This is a genomic window from Cryptosporangium japonicum, assembly GCF_039524755.1.
Lineage (GTDB): Bacteria > Actinomycetota > Actinomycetes > Mycobacteriales > Cryptosporangiaceae > Cryptosporangium > Cryptosporangium japonicum.
In genome coordinates, this window is the sequence record NZ_BAAAGX010000009.1 from 289,256 (window position 1) to 303,874 (window position 14,619).

14 protein-coding genes are annotated in these 14,619 nt (G+C 71.3%); 6 read left to right on the forward strand and 8 right to left on the reverse strand.

Annotated elements, in window-relative coordinates; all coding sequences use genetic code 11:
• The first annotated feature begins 9 nt into the window (after positions 1–9).
• Entirely contained in the window at positions 10–846 is an 837-nt protein-coding gene (locus ABD437_RS12805) for an oxygenase MpaB family protein (RefSeq protein WP_344648998.1), read from the forward strand.
• Here the strand turns inward: ABD437_RS12805 and ABD437_RS12810 are convergent.
• Complete coding sequence (locus ABD437_RS12810; RefSeq protein WP_344648999.1) at positions 817–1,566, reverse strand: maleylpyruvate isomerase family mycothiol-dependent enzyme; 750 nt, start codon at positions 1,564–1,566, stop codon at positions 817–819. The two genes, ABD437_RS12805 and ABD437_RS12810, sit on opposite strands and share 30 nt — an antisense overlap.
• 88 nt (positions 1,567–1,654) lie before the next feature.
• Here ABD437_RS12810 and ABD437_RS12815 point away from each other — a divergent pair, with 88 nt between their 5' ends.
• Both ABD437_RS12815 and ABD437_RS12820 read left to right on the forward strand, forming a co-directional pair.
• Entirely contained in the window at positions 1,655–2,035 is a 381-nt protein-coding gene (locus ABD437_RS12815) for a YciI family protein (protein ID WP_344649000.1), read from the forward strand.
• Positions 2,020–3,237 carry an RNA polymerase sigma factor gene (locus ABD437_RS12820; RefSeq protein ID WP_425558144.1) on the forward strand — a complete coding sequence of 406 codons (1,218 nt, stop codon included), beginning with the start codon at positions 2,020–2,022 and terminating at the stop codon, positions 3,235–3,237. The genes ABD437_RS12815 and ABD437_RS12820 overlap by 16 nt, the downstream gene beginning before the upstream one ends.
• Here ABD437_RS12820 and ABD437_RS12825 read toward each other — a convergent pair.
• Positions 3,201–4,262 carry a glycoside hydrolase family 6 protein gene (locus ABD437_RS12825; protein WP_344649001.1) on the reverse strand — a complete coding sequence of 354 codons (1,062 nt, stop codon included), beginning with the start codon at positions 4,260–4,262 and terminating at the stop codon, positions 3,201–3,203. The two genes, ABD437_RS12820 and ABD437_RS12825, sit on opposite strands and share 37 nt — an antisense overlap.
• A gap of 172 nt (positions 4,263–4,434) precedes the next feature.
• On the opposite strand from ABD437_RS12825, the gene ABD437_RS12830 reads away from it, so the two are divergent.
• Together ABD437_RS12830 and ABD437_RS12835 are read left to right on the forward strand one after the other, a co-directional pair.
• Positions 4,435–5,163 (forward strand): hypothetical protein, encoded by a 729-nt coding sequence (locus ABD437_RS12830; RefSeq protein ID WP_344649002.1) that lies wholly within the window; start codon positions 4,435–4,437, stop codon positions 5,161–5,163.
• Between the two features lie 211 nt (positions 5,164–5,374).
• Complete coding sequence (locus ABD437_RS12835; protein ID WP_344649003.1) at positions 5,375–5,947, forward strand: arsenate reductase/protein-tyrosine-phosphatase family protein; 573 nt, start codon at positions 5,375–5,377, stop codon at positions 5,945–5,947.
• A gap of 358 nt (positions 5,948–6,305) precedes the next feature.
• On the opposite strand, the gene purD is transcribed toward ABD437_RS12835, so the two are convergent.
• The 4 genes from purD to ABD437_RS12855 form a co-directional block, all read right to left on the reverse strand.
• Positions 6,306–7,547, reverse strand: coding sequence for a phosphoribosylamine--glycine ligase (gene purD, locus ABD437_RS12840; RefSeq protein ID WP_344649004.1), 1,242 nt, complete (start codon positions 7,545–7,547; stop codon positions 6,306–6,308).
• Positions 7,548–7,569: 22 nt separating this feature from the next.
• A complete protein-coding gene (locus ABD437_RS12845) occupies positions 7,570–8,001 on the reverse strand; it encodes a hypothetical protein (protein ID WP_344649005.1) in 432 nt (143 codons plus the stop codon).
• A gap of 151 nt (positions 8,002–8,152) precedes the next feature.
• Entirely contained in the window at positions 8,153–9,487 is a 1,335-nt protein-coding gene (locus tag ABD437_RS12850) for an aspartate aminotransferase family protein (RefSeq protein WP_344649006.1), read from the reverse strand.
• Between the two features lie 12 nt (positions 9,488–9,499).
• On the reverse strand, positions 9,500–10,984 hold the full coding sequence (locus tag ABD437_RS12855) for a CoA-acylating methylmalonate-semialdehyde dehydrogenase (RefSeq protein WP_344649007.1): 1,485 nt from the start codon (positions 10,982–10,984) through the stop codon (positions 9,500–9,502).
• Between the two features lie 81 nt (positions 10,985–11,065).
• On the opposite strand from ABD437_RS12855, the gene pdxR reads away from it, so the two are divergent.
• A complete protein-coding gene (gene pdxR, locus ABD437_RS12860) occupies positions 11,066–12,514 on the forward strand; it encodes a MocR-like pyridoxine biosynthesis transcription factor PdxR (RefSeq protein ID WP_344649008.1) in 1,449 nt (482 codons plus the stop codon).
• On the opposite strand, the gene ABD437_RS12865 is transcribed toward pdxR, so the two are convergent.
• A complete protein-coding gene (locus ABD437_RS12865; protein ID WP_344649009.1) occupies positions 12,504–13,562 on the reverse strand; it encodes a hypothetical protein in 1,059 nt (352 codons plus the stop codon). The two genes, pdxR and ABD437_RS12865, sit on opposite strands and share 11 nt — an antisense overlap.
• On the reverse strand, positions 13,559–14,500 hold the full coding sequence (locus tag ABD437_RS12870; RefSeq protein ID WP_344649010.1) for a transporter substrate-binding domain-containing protein: 942 nt from the start codon (positions 14,498–14,500) through the stop codon (positions 13,559–13,561). Before ABD437_RS12870 ends, ABD437_RS12865 begins: the two co-directional genes overlap by 4 nt.
• Positions 14,501–14,619 lie beyond the last annotated feature (119 nt).

Below are 14,619 nucleotides of genomic sequence, written 5' to 3' on the forward strand. Positions count from 1 at the left end.
GGAGGCCCCATGGCGCTACCGGAGCCGTTCGGACCCGACTCGCTGATCTGGCAGCACTTCGGCTCGCGGCTCGGGTATCTGCACGGCGCCGCCTACGGCATCCTGCAGAACATGTACCCGGCCCTCGGTGCCGGTGTCACGCAGCACTCCGACGTCTACGACGACCCCTGGGACCGGCTGATCCGTTCGCTGCCGCAGATCCTGGGCGTCGTGTACGACGGTCCGGAGGCGCACGCCACCGCGGAGCGGATCCGCCGCTACCACGAACCGATCGGCGGAATCGACGACCAGGGCCGGCGCTATCACGCGCTCGACCCCGACACGTTTTTCTGGGCCCACGCCACGTTCGTGCGCGCGATCTTCTTCGGCATCAAGATCGGCGGCACGACCCTGACTCCGGATCAGAAAGAACAGCTCTATCGCGAATGCGTCGACTGGTACGCGATGTACGGACTCACGATGCGCCCGGTGCCCGCCGATTACGCAGCGTTCTGCGAATACTGGGACCGGACGTGCGCGTCGGTGTTGGAGCCGACGCCGGCCGCGCTCCGCCTGCTCGCGCTGTTCGACCACTTCGGGGACGTGACCTACCCCGGGGTGCCGCGGTGGATCTGGCGCCTGGGCGGGCCGCTGATCGCGCCGCCGCTGCGGTGGCTCAACTACGGTGTGTTCCCGCCGGTCGTCCGGGAGAAGCTCGGCATCACCTGGACGGCGCGCGACCAGCGTCGGTTCGAACGCGTCATGCGGACGTTGAGCGCGGTGTGGTCGCGGATGCCACCGCGGATCCGGTGGATCTCCCGTGCGTACGCGGCGATGTCACGCGAGCGGGAGGCGGTGCCGAAGTAGGCCGTCACCGTCGGCGCGGCCGGAGAGCGTGCGGACGAACTCGACCGCGTCGATCTCCAGCACCGGTCCGTCGTCCCGCGTGAACTTCCCACCGGCCGGGCCGGTCAGCACCAGCGTGAACGGCTCGGAGTGCGTCGTCGCCCACTCGGCGACCAGGTCGGCCACGATCCGCCCGTCGTGCTCCGGGGACAGGTGCGGCTCCTGCTCCACGGCCCTGGCGATGTCGATCCGGTGCATCCAGACGCTGCGCGTGAAGCCGATGCCGTACAGGTAGCCGACCGGCTTCCACCCGAGCTCACCCAGCGGCAACAGCGGCAGCCGCAGCACGAGCCCCGGGATCCGCTGACGGGCGTGCAGCGCCCGGTAGGACTCCGTCGCCCACGCGTCCGGTAACTCGGCCGGCGTGAGCGCGGCGCCCTCGGCCAGCTGGGCCGCGTTCGCCCGGTCCCGCCAGCGCTTCGCACCGCTTTGGCGTCCGGCCCGTACCTGACGCAGCATCTCCTGGGGCGACGCTTGAGCGCGCGCCGAACCGAGCACGTGCACCGCCACCGCACGGACGTCCCAACCGGCGCAGTCCGTCGCCCGGTGCCAGTCGTCCGGCTCCAGTGCGTCGAGCTGAGCGTGGAAGCGGTCGTGTTCGACGATGGTCAGGTCCATCGCTTCGACGTGGTCGATCCGCGCCAGTGCGCTGATCGGCGTCTCGATGTCCGGCGCGCTCATCACCGACATATATCGCGTGCGGGTGAGACTGTCGATTCGTCGCGGGCTCGTTCGTATAGCGGGCATCTACTCGGAATCGGAGGCCACCATGCCGCAGTACTTGCTCAGCGTCTACCAGCCCCAGGGCACCCCGCCCGAGCCGGACGCCCTCGCGGCGATCATGGAGCGCGTCGCGAAGAACGAACAGGAAATGAAGGACGCCGGCGTCTGGCTGTTCTCCGGGGGCCTGGAGGCCCAGGAGACCGCGACCGTGGTGCGCGCCACCGGCGGACTGCGGTCGGACGGAACGCTCGCCAACGACGACGTGCTGGTCACCGACGGCCCGTTCGTCGAAGCCAAGGAGTACCTCGGCGGTCTCACGATCATCGAGTGCGACGACCTGGACGAGGCGCTGCGCTGGGGACGTCGCACCACGCTGGCGATCGGGCTCCCGATCGAAGTCCGCCCGTTCTACTGGGCGAAATCCTGAACGACGACGACCTCTCGGCGATTTTCCGCGCCGAGTACGGGCGCGCGGTGTCGGTGTTGGTCCGCGTCTGCGGCGACATCGACACCGCCGAGGAGTGCGTCCAGGACGCGTTCGCGGCCGCGGTGCAGCGGTGGCCGGTCGACGGGGTGCCGCCGAGCCCGGCCGGCTGGCTCATCACGACCGCGCGCAACCGGGCCATCGACCGTGCCCGCCGGGAGCAGTCCCGGGACGCACGTCAGGCCGCCGCGCTCGCGTTGTCGGACACCGATCCGCCGGAGGAGGTGGGCCCCGTGCAGGACGACCGGCTGCGGCTCGTCTTCACCTGCTGTCACCCGGCGCTCGCCCCCGCCGCGCGGGTCGCGCTCACCCTGCGGCTGCTCGGTGGCCTCACCACCGCCGAGATCGCGCGGGCGTTCCTGGTGCCGGAAGCGACGATGGCCGCACGCATCACCCGGGCGAAGAAGAAGATCGCGGCGGCCCGGATCCCGTACCGCGTCCCGCGCGACGCCGACCTCCCCGACCGGCTCCGCGACGTGCTCGCCGTCGTCTACCTGGTCTTCAACGAGGGACAGTTGACGCGGGCCGACCTGGCCGCGGAAGCGATCCGGCTCGGTCGGCTGCTGGTCGAGCTGATGCCCGACGAACCCGAGGCGCGCGGTCTGCTGGCGCTGATGCTGCTGGCCGAGTCACGACGCGAAGCGCGCGTCGCCCCCGACGGGTCGCTGCTGCCGTTGACCGAACAGGACCGTTCGCGGTGGGACCGGCCGCTCGTCGACGAGGGGCGCGCGCTCGTGCGTCAGTGCCTGCGTCGCGGGCAGCCCGGGCCGTACCAGGTGCAGGCCGCGATCAGCGCCGCCCACACCGACGGACCGCCACCCGACTGGACCCAGCTCAGGCAGCTCTACGACCTGCTGCTGACGATGACGCCGACGCCTGTGGTCGCGCTCAACCGGGCGGTGGTGATCGCCGAACTGGACGGGCCGGCGGCCGCGCTCCCGCTGGTCGAGGAGCTGCCGCTGGAGCACTACTACCTGTTCCACGCGGTACGCGCCGACCTGCTCCGTCGGCTCGGCCGGCACCCGGAGGCGGTCGCCGCCTACGAATCGGCTCTGGGTTCGGCCCCCAACGACGCCGAAATCGCGTTCCTGCGGCGGCGCCTGGCCGACTACCAGCGGGCGCGGGACGCCAGGCCGAGCGCGTAGGACTGCCACCACACGCCTGCCTTGGGGGCGCCGGTGCGGCAGGCGCCGTCGGACAGCCCGATCGTCTTGATCCAGAGCGTCGCGTCGAGCAGCGGATCGCGGGTCGACGTGGTCGGGCGCGCGCCCAGCGCCCGGCCCGGCGGGTTGCACCAGCTCTGCGTACCGGTCCACGGCCCGTTGCCGTTACGGCTGACGTCGACGACGAAGTGCGCGTCGTCCGCGAGCGCCGAGACCTGCCGTCCGTACGCGATCTCGTCGGCCGTGGCGCGGAAGTTCGCGACGTTGAGCGCGAACCCGGCCGCGCGATCGATCCCGGCCTGTTCCAGCCGGGCGGCCATGGTCTCGGCCGGTTTGAACGCGCTGTGCCCCGCATCCAGGTAGACCGCGACACCGGACGTGTTCGTCAGCCGCGTCACCGCGTACCGCAGCAACGCCAGCCGCGCCGCTTGCCTGGTGGTCGTGAGGCAGTCGAGGTGCGGCAACGCGTCGGGTTCGAGCACCGCGACGACTCTGCCGCCGGCCAGCCCCGCCGCGACCTGGTCGATCCAGGCCCGGTACGCGGTGTCGCTCTTCGCGCCGCCGGCCGAGTAGCCGTGGCAGTCGCGGAACGGGATGTTGTAGAGCACCACCGGCAACAGCTTGTTGGCCTTCTTGGCCGCCTTGACCAGGGTCGTCGCCTGGGAACGGGCCTTGGCCGGGGTGAGCCAGTCGCCGAGCCAGACCGCCTGCGGCTGCCCGGCGATCTTGGTGAGCAGAGCGCGGGTGGAGGTCTGCGAGCGCGGGGTCTTGGCGAGCGCGACGGCGGCGGCGCTGCCCGGCGCAGTGTAGAGGGGACGGGTGCGGACGAGCGTCTGCTGGGTCTGCGGGCTGGCGCCGGCCGCGGCCACGGTGAGCGGGCTGCCGGGGGCGTAGAGGGACTCCTCCAACCTCGCCGTGGTTCGTTCGCCGGCGGTGAGCGTGGCGAGGCCGAGCGCGGTGGCGGCGAGGACCGCCACGCCGCGGTGCTGTCCGCCGACCGTCCGCATGAGGAAAGGATCGGTTCGGTGGGCTCGGTTCTGACGGTTTTCGAGCCGGGTGCCGGGCGGCTGGGGTTTTCGGTGCGGGACGGGAGTGGTCGGCGGGAACCGGTGGCGCCGGGGTGGCCGGGGCCGACTCGACGAGTGCACCGCCACCGTCCGTCCCAGGAGAGCCGAGCCGATGACCACACCCGGTACCGAGCCGACGCCCGCCGTCGACTCCGGGCTGTCCCCCGACGCCCCGTCCACGCCCCCGCCGTTCCACGTGGAACCGGGATCGGAGATCCCGGTGTCCCCGGCGATCACCCTTCCGCCCGCGGTCTCCCCGGCCGGCGTACCCGCGATGGCGGGCGCGGAGGCGTGGAGCCGGGGCTCGGCGTCGATCCCCACCGGCTACTCCGCGCCCCCGAGCTTCGACTCCCCGGGGTACGGCTACGGCTACGCCGCCGCTCCCGCCTGGGGCCCAGCCATCACCGGCCCCAAAGCCTGGCCGGTAGCGGCGTTCACCCTGCTGTTCGGCATCTTCGGCGCCATCTCCGCCGCCCGCCGCTCCAGCGACGCCCGCGCACTGGGCCTACCGGGCGGCCGCTACTGGGGCGTGTTCGCCGGCGCGCTGGTCGCGAGCTTCGCGGTCTGGACCCTCGTGCTCGGCATCGTCATCGCGATCACCGTTCCGCTCTACTTGAACTACAAGTCCACGGTCATGACCACCACCGAACTCGAGCAGGCACTCGTGTCTAGCCCCTCGGCCGACGGATCGGTCGTCGACGCGACCTGCATCGAGAGCGCGGTGAACCCGGTCGGCGTCGGCACCTACGAGTGCCTGGTGCACTTCGACAACGGCACTGACCTGCCCTATCGGATCACCGTGGCCAGCGACGGGAGTTGGGCGGCATCCGTTACCGACTGACTTTCTGCTAGGCCTTGTCCGGTGGGTCTCGCTCGCAGCGAGGCACCGCTCAGGCGTCGTCAGGCAAGGCGGAGGGCCTCCTGGATACCGTTGTTGTATCCAGGAGGCCCGACAACGCGGCCTGGCGGCGGCTGAGCGGAGCCGCAGCCGAGCATGGACCCACCGGACAAGGCCGGGAACGAGGTTCCACGAACAGCGAGGTGGAGACAGCTTGGGCGGGATTCTGTTCGTCTGCACTGCGAACCAGATCCGGTCCCCGTTCGCCGAACGCCTGATGCGCGAGGGCCTGCTCGCCCGGTTCGGCCCGGTGGCCGACGCGGTCGCGGTGACCAGCGCCGGCACGCACGCCTCGCCCGGCCGGCCGATCTGGCCGGAGGCCGCCGCCGAACTCGCCCGCCGGGGCGTCTCGGCGGCGGGCCACACGTCCCGCCAACTGGCACCGACGATGATCCGCCGCGTGAACGTGGTTCTCGCCGCCGAGCGAACACATCGTGACCAGGTCACCGCCCTCTGGCCCGAGGCCCTGAACCGCGTCTACACGTTGCGTGAGTTCGCGTGGCTACTCGACTCGTGCACGGCGGCCGACCTTCCCGGCCGCCGACTCACCGAGCGACTGGAGCTGCTCCCCGTCCTGGCCCGCAGTCGCCGGGGATCGCTCGCCCCGCTCCCACCCGACGCGATGGACATCGCGGACCCCGTAGGCGGCAGCGAGGCCGACTTCGCCCGAGCCGCCGCCGAAATAGAACAGGCGCTAGCCACCCCGTTGAGGGTGCTGGGCCCCTAGGGCGCCGCCACACGGGAGCCGAACGGACCAGCCGTCCTCGCTCGCTCGCTACCAGCGCCGCGACCGCCTTGACGAGCGCCGCAGGCGGGCGTCACCACGCACGGGCATCACCGCAGACGGGCGTCGTTGTGCACGCGGGTGTGCCGGCCCGCCAGGCTCAGCGCGCCAGACCTCGCCGCAGAACTCCACTCCACGCCGCGGGACTTCACGCCGCAGAACTCCACGCCGCAGAACTCCACGCCGCAGAACTCCACGCCGGGCGACCCACGCCCGCAGCGACCCACGCCCGCAACGACCCACGCCCGCAACGACCCACGCCCGCAACGAGAACCCTGGACGTGTGACCTGGGCAGCGGGGTCAGACCTTGATCTCCTGGGCCTCGGCCTTGGCCGCGATATCGGTACGGAACTGGGCGCCGTCGAAGCGGATCCCCTCCAGCTTCGAGTACGCCGCCCCCCGGGCCTCCCCCAGATCAGCACCCACCGCGGTCACCGACAAGACGCGCCCGCCGCTGGTGACCAGCTCACCCGCATCGTTCCTGGCAGTGGCCGCGTGCAGCACCCCGGCCTGATCGGCACCGGTGATGACATCCCCGGTGCGAGGGGTGCCCGGATAGCCCGCGGACGCCATGACGACAGTGATCGCGGCACCCTCCCGCCACTGCAGCGGGGCGTGGGCGGCGAGCGCACCGGTGGCGGCGGCGTACAGCAGACCGGCCAGCGGCGTCTCCAGCATCGCCAGCACGACCTGCGTCTCCGGATCGCCGAAGCGCGCGTTGAACTCGATCACCCGCGGACCGCGGGAGGTGATGGCCAACCCGACGTACAGCACGCCGACGAACGGCGTGCCGCGGCTCGCGAGGTCCTTGAGCGTGGGGTGCACGACCGAGCGCATGACCTCGTCGACGCAGCCGCTCGGCAGCCAGCTCAGCGGCGTGTACGCCCCCATGCCACCGGTGTTGGGGCCGGCGTCGCCGTCGCCGAGGCGCTTGAAGTCCTGCGCCGGCAAGAGGGGCACCGCGGTGCTGCCGTCGGTGACGACGAACAGCGACACCTCGGGGCCGTCGAGGTATTCCTCGATCACGACGCGACCGCACTCGGCCGCGTGGGCCAGCGCGACCGCGCGATCGTCGGTGACGACGACACCCTTGCCTGCGGCCAACCCGTCGGCCTTGACGACGTACGGCGCGCCGAATAGGTCGAGCGCGGCCTCCACCTGCGGCCCGTCGTCGCAGGTGCGTGATTCGGCGGTGGGCACGCGGGCGGCGCTCATCACGGCCTTGGCGAACGACTTCGAGCCCTCGATGCGGGCGGCGGCGGCGTCGGGGCCGAACACCGGGATGCCTTCTTCGCGCACCATGTCGGCGACGCCGGCCATCAGCGGCGCCTCCGGCCCGACGATGACGAGCTCCGCGTCGACCTGCCGGGCCAGCGCCGCGACCGCGTAGGGGTCGGTGGGCTTGACCGGCTCGATCTGGGCGACCGCCGCGATCCCGGCGTTGCCCGGGGCGCAGACGAGACGCTCGACGGACGGATCTGCGGCCAGTGCCGTACACAAGGCGTGTTCGCGGGCACCGGATCCGATTACGAGGACGCGCACGGCGACGAGCCTAGTGGCGCGCTCAGTCGCCCGATGCCCCGCCCGGCCCTCCTGTGGACAACCGGACGATCGAGGCCGCTGAACGACGGCGGGTGACCCCCCGTGCGGTGGTCATCCGACGGACGGGCGGCGCGGCGGTCAGGCGCGCCAGCGAGCGCGGTCCGCGCGAGCGACCGCGGACCCCGGCGTGCGTCAGCGAGTTCTGGCCACGCCCGGCCAGCCAGCACTGCACCTCGGCACTGCGCCACAGCCGCCAGCCGGCGAGCGTGAACATCGGGATCGTGATCAGGTCCGCGCTGGTCAGGCCGTGTTCGCTGTCGAGCGTCCAGAGCACGTGGCCCTCCATCGGGCCGTTCGCCAGTATCCAGACGACGCCGAGGACGGCGAGCGCCGACGCGCAGCGGCAGCTACCCCGTGCCGCGCCGATCGCCGTTCCGATGGTCAGCGTAAGCACGCACAGCGGTAGAGACACCCTTTGAGTAGATCATGCCGATTGCAGATGAGTTGTACCGTTTTATTAACTCGCCGTTACCGAATCGCTACTCATTGGTAGGAAAGCGAAGGGCCGGCCGCGGACGCGACCGGCCCTGCTCACCAGCGTCGAACTACTTTTTGTCGTAGTGGCGGTCTAGAAGTGTGAACACCTCATCGAGGATCGCGAGGCCCTCCTTGGCCTCACCTTCGCTGACCGTGCAGGGGGGCACGACGTGCATGCGGTTCATGTTCACGAACGGGATCAGTCCGCGGAGCTTGGCCTCGGCGAGCAGCTCAGCCATCGGCGCGTTGTCCGGGCCGGCGGCGTTGTAGGGCACCAGCGGCTCGCGCGTGTCACGGTCGCGCACCAGGTCCAGCGCCCAGAACACGCCCAGGCCGCGCACCTCGCCGATGACCGGGTGCCGGTCGGCGAGCTCGCGCAGGCCGGGCCCGAGCACCTCCTCGCCGATCCGGGCCGCGTTGGCGACGATGCCCTCGTCCTCCATCGCGTTGATCGTCGCCACCGCGGCCGCCGCCGCCAGCGGGTGCCCGGAGTAGGTCAGCCCGCCCGGGAACGGGCGTTCGGCGAACGTCGCCGCGATCTCGTCGGAGATGATCACGCCGCCCATCGGCACGTACCCGGAGTTCACACCCTTGGCGAACGTGATCAGGTCGGGCGTGACGCCCCAGCGGTCGACCGCGAACCACTCCCCGGCCCGGCCGAATCCCGCCATCACCTCGTCGGCGACGAACACGATGCCGTACCGGTCGCAGAGCTCACGCACCCCGGCCAGGTACGCCCCCGGCGGCACCAGGATGCCTGCCGTGCCGGGAATCGTCTCCAGCACGATCGCGGCGATCGTCGAGGGTCCCTCGAGCTGGATCGTGGCTTCGAGGTGCGCGAGCGCGCGTGCGCCCTCCTCTTCCTCGGTGGCCGCCCAGAACGGCGACCGGTAGAGGTACGGCCCGAAGAAGTGGTGCACGTCGGTGGCCACACCGTCGTTCGGCCAGCGCCGCGGGTCGCCGGTCATCTGGATCGCCGCACCGGTGTTGCCGTGGTAGCTGCGGTAGGTCGTCAGCACCTTCCGGCGCCCGGTGTGGAGCCGCGCCATCCGCACGGCGTTTTCGTTCGCGTCCGCACCGCCGTTGGTGAAGAAGACTTTGTTCAAGCCTTCCGGAGCACGCTCGACGATCAGCCGCGCCGCTTCGCTCCGCACGTCGTTGGCGAACGCCGGCGCCACCGTGCAGAGGCGCGCGGCCTGTTCCTGGATCGCGGCGACGACCTTCGGGTGCTGGTGCCCGATGTTGGTGAACACCAGCTGCGAGGTGAAGTCCAGGTACCGGGTGCCCTCCTCGTCCCACACGTAGGACCCCAGGGCGCCGTCGATCACCATCGGCTTGATCAGCGACTGAGCCGACCACGAATGGAAAACGTGGGCACGATCGAGCTCGTAAGTACGAGACACCGTGGTTGCTCCTTACTTGTTCTGCGGGAAGCCGAGATCCACACCCCGGTGCGAAGGGTCCGGCCAGCGCGTGGTCACGACCTTGCCCCGCGTCCAGAACCGCACGCCCTCCGCGCCGTACATGTGCACGTCACCGAAGAGCGAGTTCCGCCAGCCACCGAAAGAGTAGGTGGCCACCGGCACCGGGATCGGCACGTTGATGCCCACCATGCCCACCTCGACGTCGAGGCCGAACTGCCGGGCGACGCCGCCGTCGCAGGTGAACAGCGCGACGCCGTTGGCGTAGGGGTTCGAGTTCACCAGCTCGAGCGCCTCGTCGTAGGTCTCCGCCCGCACGACCGACAGCACCGGGCCGAAGATCTCGTCGGTGTAGATGGTCTGGTCGCGTCGCACGTGGTCGAAGAGCGTCGGGCCCACCCAGTAGCCGTCGCCCTCGACGTCCACGGTCCGGCCGTCGGTCACCAGCGTGGCCCCGGCCGCCTCACCGGCGTCGATGTAACCGCGCACCTTGTCGCGGTGCTGCGCGGTCACCAGCGGGCCCATCTCGGCGCCTTCCGAGTCGCCGGGGCCCACTTTCACCGCGGGGATCCGCGCCGCGATCTTCTCCACCAGCTCGTCGCCGACCGCGCCCACCGCGACCACCACCGAGATCGCCATGCAGCGCTCGCCGGCCGCGCCGTACCCCGCGCTCACCGCGGCGTCGGCGGCCAGGTCGAGGTCGGCGTCGGGCAGCACCACCATGTGGTTCTTCGCCCCGCCGAGCGCCTGCACCCGCTTGCCGTGCGCGGTGGCGGTCTCATGGATGTACTTCGCGATCGGCGTCGAGCCGACGAAGCTCACCGCGGCGACGTCCGGGTGGGTGAGCAGGCCGTCGACGGCCACCTTGTCCCCGTGCAGCACGTTGAACACGCCGTCGGGCAGGCCCGCCTCGGCCCACAGCTCGGCCAGCCGCACGCCCGCCGACGGGTCCTTCTCGCTGGGCTTGAGCACGAACGTGTTGCCGCAGGCGATCGCGATCGGCGACATCCACAGCGGCACCATCACCGGAAAGTTGAACGGCGTGATGCCGGCGACCACACCCAGCGGCTGGCGCACCGAGAACGAATCCACCCCGGTCGAGACGTTCGGCGATTGGTCACCCTTGATGTGCTCGCCGATGCCGCACGCGAACTCGACGATCTCCAGGCCCCGGGCCACCTCACCCTTGGCGTCCGGCACGGTCTTGCCGTGTTCGCGGCTGATGATGCGGGCCAGCTCGTCGGTGTTGCGGTCGAGCAGCTCGCGGAACGCGAACAGGATGCGGGTGCGCTGCGCGAGGCTGGACTTCTTCCAGGTCCCGAACGCCTCCTTCGCGGCGCTGACCGCCTGGTCGACGTCGCTCGGCGCGGCGAAGGCCACGGTCGCGATCTGCGAACCGGTACTCGGGTCGAACACCGGCCCGCCGTCGGTCGTGCCTTCGACGGGCTTGCCGCCGATCCAGTGCGGGACGGTGCGCATGAGGGGCTCCTCCGGGTTGGGGTCTCCGGCTACCGTGACCCGGATCTGGACCACTCACAAGATCCAGTTCATGCTGACGTAATGAGTCCAGTTTCGTTGCGGCGGACCAGCGGCGTACCGCTGTACCGGCAGCTCCGAGCCGCTCTGGAGGCCGAGATCCTGGCCGGTCGGCTCGGCGCCGAGGGCCGGTTGCCGTCGTCGCGTGAGCTGGCCCAGACGCTCGGGGTGTCACGCAACACGGTGGTCACCGCGTACCAGGAACTGATCGCCGAGGGCTACGTCACGTCGCTGCCCCGGTCAGGGCTGGCCGTCAACGCGGAGGTGCGTCCGTCGGCGGCGGCGGTGGCGCCCGCCGTCCCCCGTTTCGACTGGGACGCTCGGCTGGCCCCGGTCCTCGACGGTGACCTGCCGATCTCGCACCGCCCTCGGGACTGGCAGCGTTACCGCTACCCGTTCCTCTCCGGGCAGCCCTCGGCCGACCTGTTCCCCCACCGGGCCTGGCAGCGGTGCCTGCGGGCCGCGCTGGAGGGGCCGTCGTTCTGGCCGAGCCTCTCCGACCTCGGCGACGCCGACGATCCCCTGCTGGTCGAGGCGCTGTGCCGGCACATCCTGCCCGCTCGGGGCATCGACGCCGACCCGTCGCAGGTGCTGGTCACGCTCGGGTCCCAGCAGGGGCACGCACTGGTGGCCGGTGAACTGCTCGGGCCGGGGCGCCGGCTGGCCGTGGAGGATCCCGGCTACCCCGACCTGTGGCACATCGCGGTGCGCACCGGGGCGTCGCTGGTGCCGTTCTCCGTCGACGGCGGGGGCTTGGTGCCGGTCAGCGCGCTGGCCTCGTGCGACGCGGTCGCCGTCACCCCGTCGCACCAGTACCCCACGAACGTGACGTTGACGGTGGGGCGTCGGCGCCAACTGCTCGACGCCTCCCCCGATCTCGTGATCATCGAGGACGACTACGACGCGGAGTTCCGCTACGCCGGCAGCCCGACGCCGGCCCTGAAAGCCCTGGACCGGCGCGGTCAGGTCGTCTACCTGGGCAGCTTCTCGAAGTTCCTGGCCCCGGGCCTGCGGCTCGGGTTCCTGGTGGCCGACGCCCGCCTGGTCGCCGCACTACGCGAGCGACGCCGGTTCCAGGTCCGGCACGCCCCCGGCCAGCAGCAACGCGCGCTGGCGCTCCTGATCACCTCGGGTGACTACGCCCGCGCGCTGCGCCGGGCCCGCACGATCCTGCGCGACCGCTGGCGCCGCACCGTGGCCGCAGTGGAGACGCACCTGGGCTGGGGTCCGGCGTTCGGCGACACGTTCCCGGCCGGCGGCACCGCCCTGTGGGTGGTGGGGCCGCCGGAGCTGAACAGCCGGGCGCTGGCGGCCGCGGCGAGGGGCCGCGGTGTGCTCGTCGAGCCGAGCGACACCTACCACCTCCGCGAACCCCGCCGGGCGAACGCCGTCCGGCTGGGCTTCGCCAGCATCCCCACCGACCTGATCGAGGAGGGCATCACCGAACTGCGCAACGCCACGGTCAGGGGGTGACCGGACGGCCCAGGCAACGCGGATCGGTCGGTTCACGCACCGAGCGGCTCGGCGCCAGCCAGCTCAGCATCGCCCGCTCCACCTGCCACCCGTGCACGGCCACCGCGCTGTACGGCGGATCCAGCGGATCGGGGCACAGCACCTGGCTGATCACCGCCGTGTTGGGCACGAACGCGACCTTCCCGCCCGTCTCCAGCAGCGTGGTGGAGCGGTCGTCCACGGTGATCACCTGCCCACGCACCACGGTGACGTCGGTCTCGCCGACCACCACGTCGTCCGAGGCCGACGGCAGCCCGGCCGCGTCCCGTTTCAGCTCCACGGCCACCTCGGGCAGCACCGGCGCCTGGACGAAGATCGCGGCCACCAGGATCGGGCCGATCACCAGCCCGGCCATCGCCACCCAGTGCGTGACGAGCATCGCGGTCGGCGCCGGCACCGGCCCGGTGAGGAACGGCAACGCCAGCACCGGTGCGAGCAGCAGGAACGCGGTCTCCGGCTCCGCCACGCGCAGGGCGTCGAACGCGGCCGGCCCGACGAGCAGCAGGCCGAGCAGCGAGAGCGTCACCGGCACCGCGATGCAGGCGATCATCACCAGCTGCGGATAGTCCTCGTAGCGCAGCCGCACGTCGAGCGCGAAGATGACGACGAGCAGCAGGACGAGCGTCGGCAGGAAGCGCAGTTGCCAGGTGACCGCGGCCACCGCGAACGCCGACAGCACCACCCAGCCGGGTGTGCGGCCGGCGGTTCTGGCCAGCCACGAGCGGCCGGCGTCGATGGAGCTGACCAGCAACAACCCACCCAGCGCCCGGCCGACCAGGATGAACACCGGCGGCGCCCACACCAGCGTGATCAGCAGCGAGCCGATCAGCCCCAGCGGGCTGACGTTCTGCACCAGCAGCAGCATCGTCTGCAGGTCCTGACGGCTCAGATACCAGAGCCGCAGCACCAGCAGGAGCAGCGGGAACGCCGGGAGCGCGGTCAGCACCCACTGCTGGTCACGACCGCGGCGGCGGCGTCCGAGCAGAATCGGCTGCGGGCGATCGGTCACGGCTCCGTCTCCCACGGCCAGATGCGCACCCGGGGCCGATCCACCTCGGGCTGCTGGGCGACCGCCACCTGCTGCGGCATCGCGGCGGGCTGCTCGACGCGCAGGCAGTCGTCGTACGCGGTCTCCCAGCGACGGTCGGTGGGCTCGGTGTACGAGCGGTAGAGCGCCAGATTGACCAGCGTCTGCAACGCCTTGTTGCGGCCCACGTTGATGCCGTAGAGCTCGCTACCCTCGGCGCCGATGTCGTGGATCGTGAACTTGCCGGGGTTCCGGTACACGAAGCCGGCCAGGATCGCCGCGTCCGTGGACACCGCCGCGTACGCGCCGGACTCCAGGCCACGCACGCACTCGCTGATCTTGTTCTTGCCGACGGGCTCCACCCCGGCCGTCCGCAGGTTCTGCGCGGACGTCGTCGTGTTGAGCGTGCAGACCTTCTCGCCGGCCAGGTCGGAGAGCGCCTCGTACTTGTTCGTGGTCTTGCGCGTCAGCACCGACTGCTCGGTGCGCAGGTACGGCGCGGAGAACATGACGTCCGGGTCGTCGACGCGTGCCTTCGTGATGCTGAACGTGGCGACGACGAGGTCCACCGTGACGATCTTGTTCGTCTTGACGTCCAGCGCCTGGCGCCGGGCGCGGTCCTCGCTCTCGATCGTGAGGAACCGTACGTCGGCCGGGGCGAACCCGAGGTCGGCCGCGACCAGGTACGCGATCTCCACGTCGAAACCGCGGTAGACGCCGTTCTCACGCAGGGCCATGCCCGGCTGGTCGTCCTTGACGCCGATCAGCAACTGGCGCTTGTCGAGCAGGCCGGCTTCCCGGCGCAGATCCTCCTCGGACGGCGGCCCGAGACCGGCGACCGCGACCGTGGCGACCACCACCGCACCGACCAGCAGAACGATGACGACGCAGAGCCGCACGACGCGCGCGGCCAGGCTCATGCTGTCGAACTTGGAGAACGTCCGGCCGCCGGAGGCCCACCGCGGTGGGAGACGGGGCGGTAACTCGGTGATGGGTGGAGGAGGCGTCGCCTCGTCAGCCCCGGGAGGGGGACCCTCGT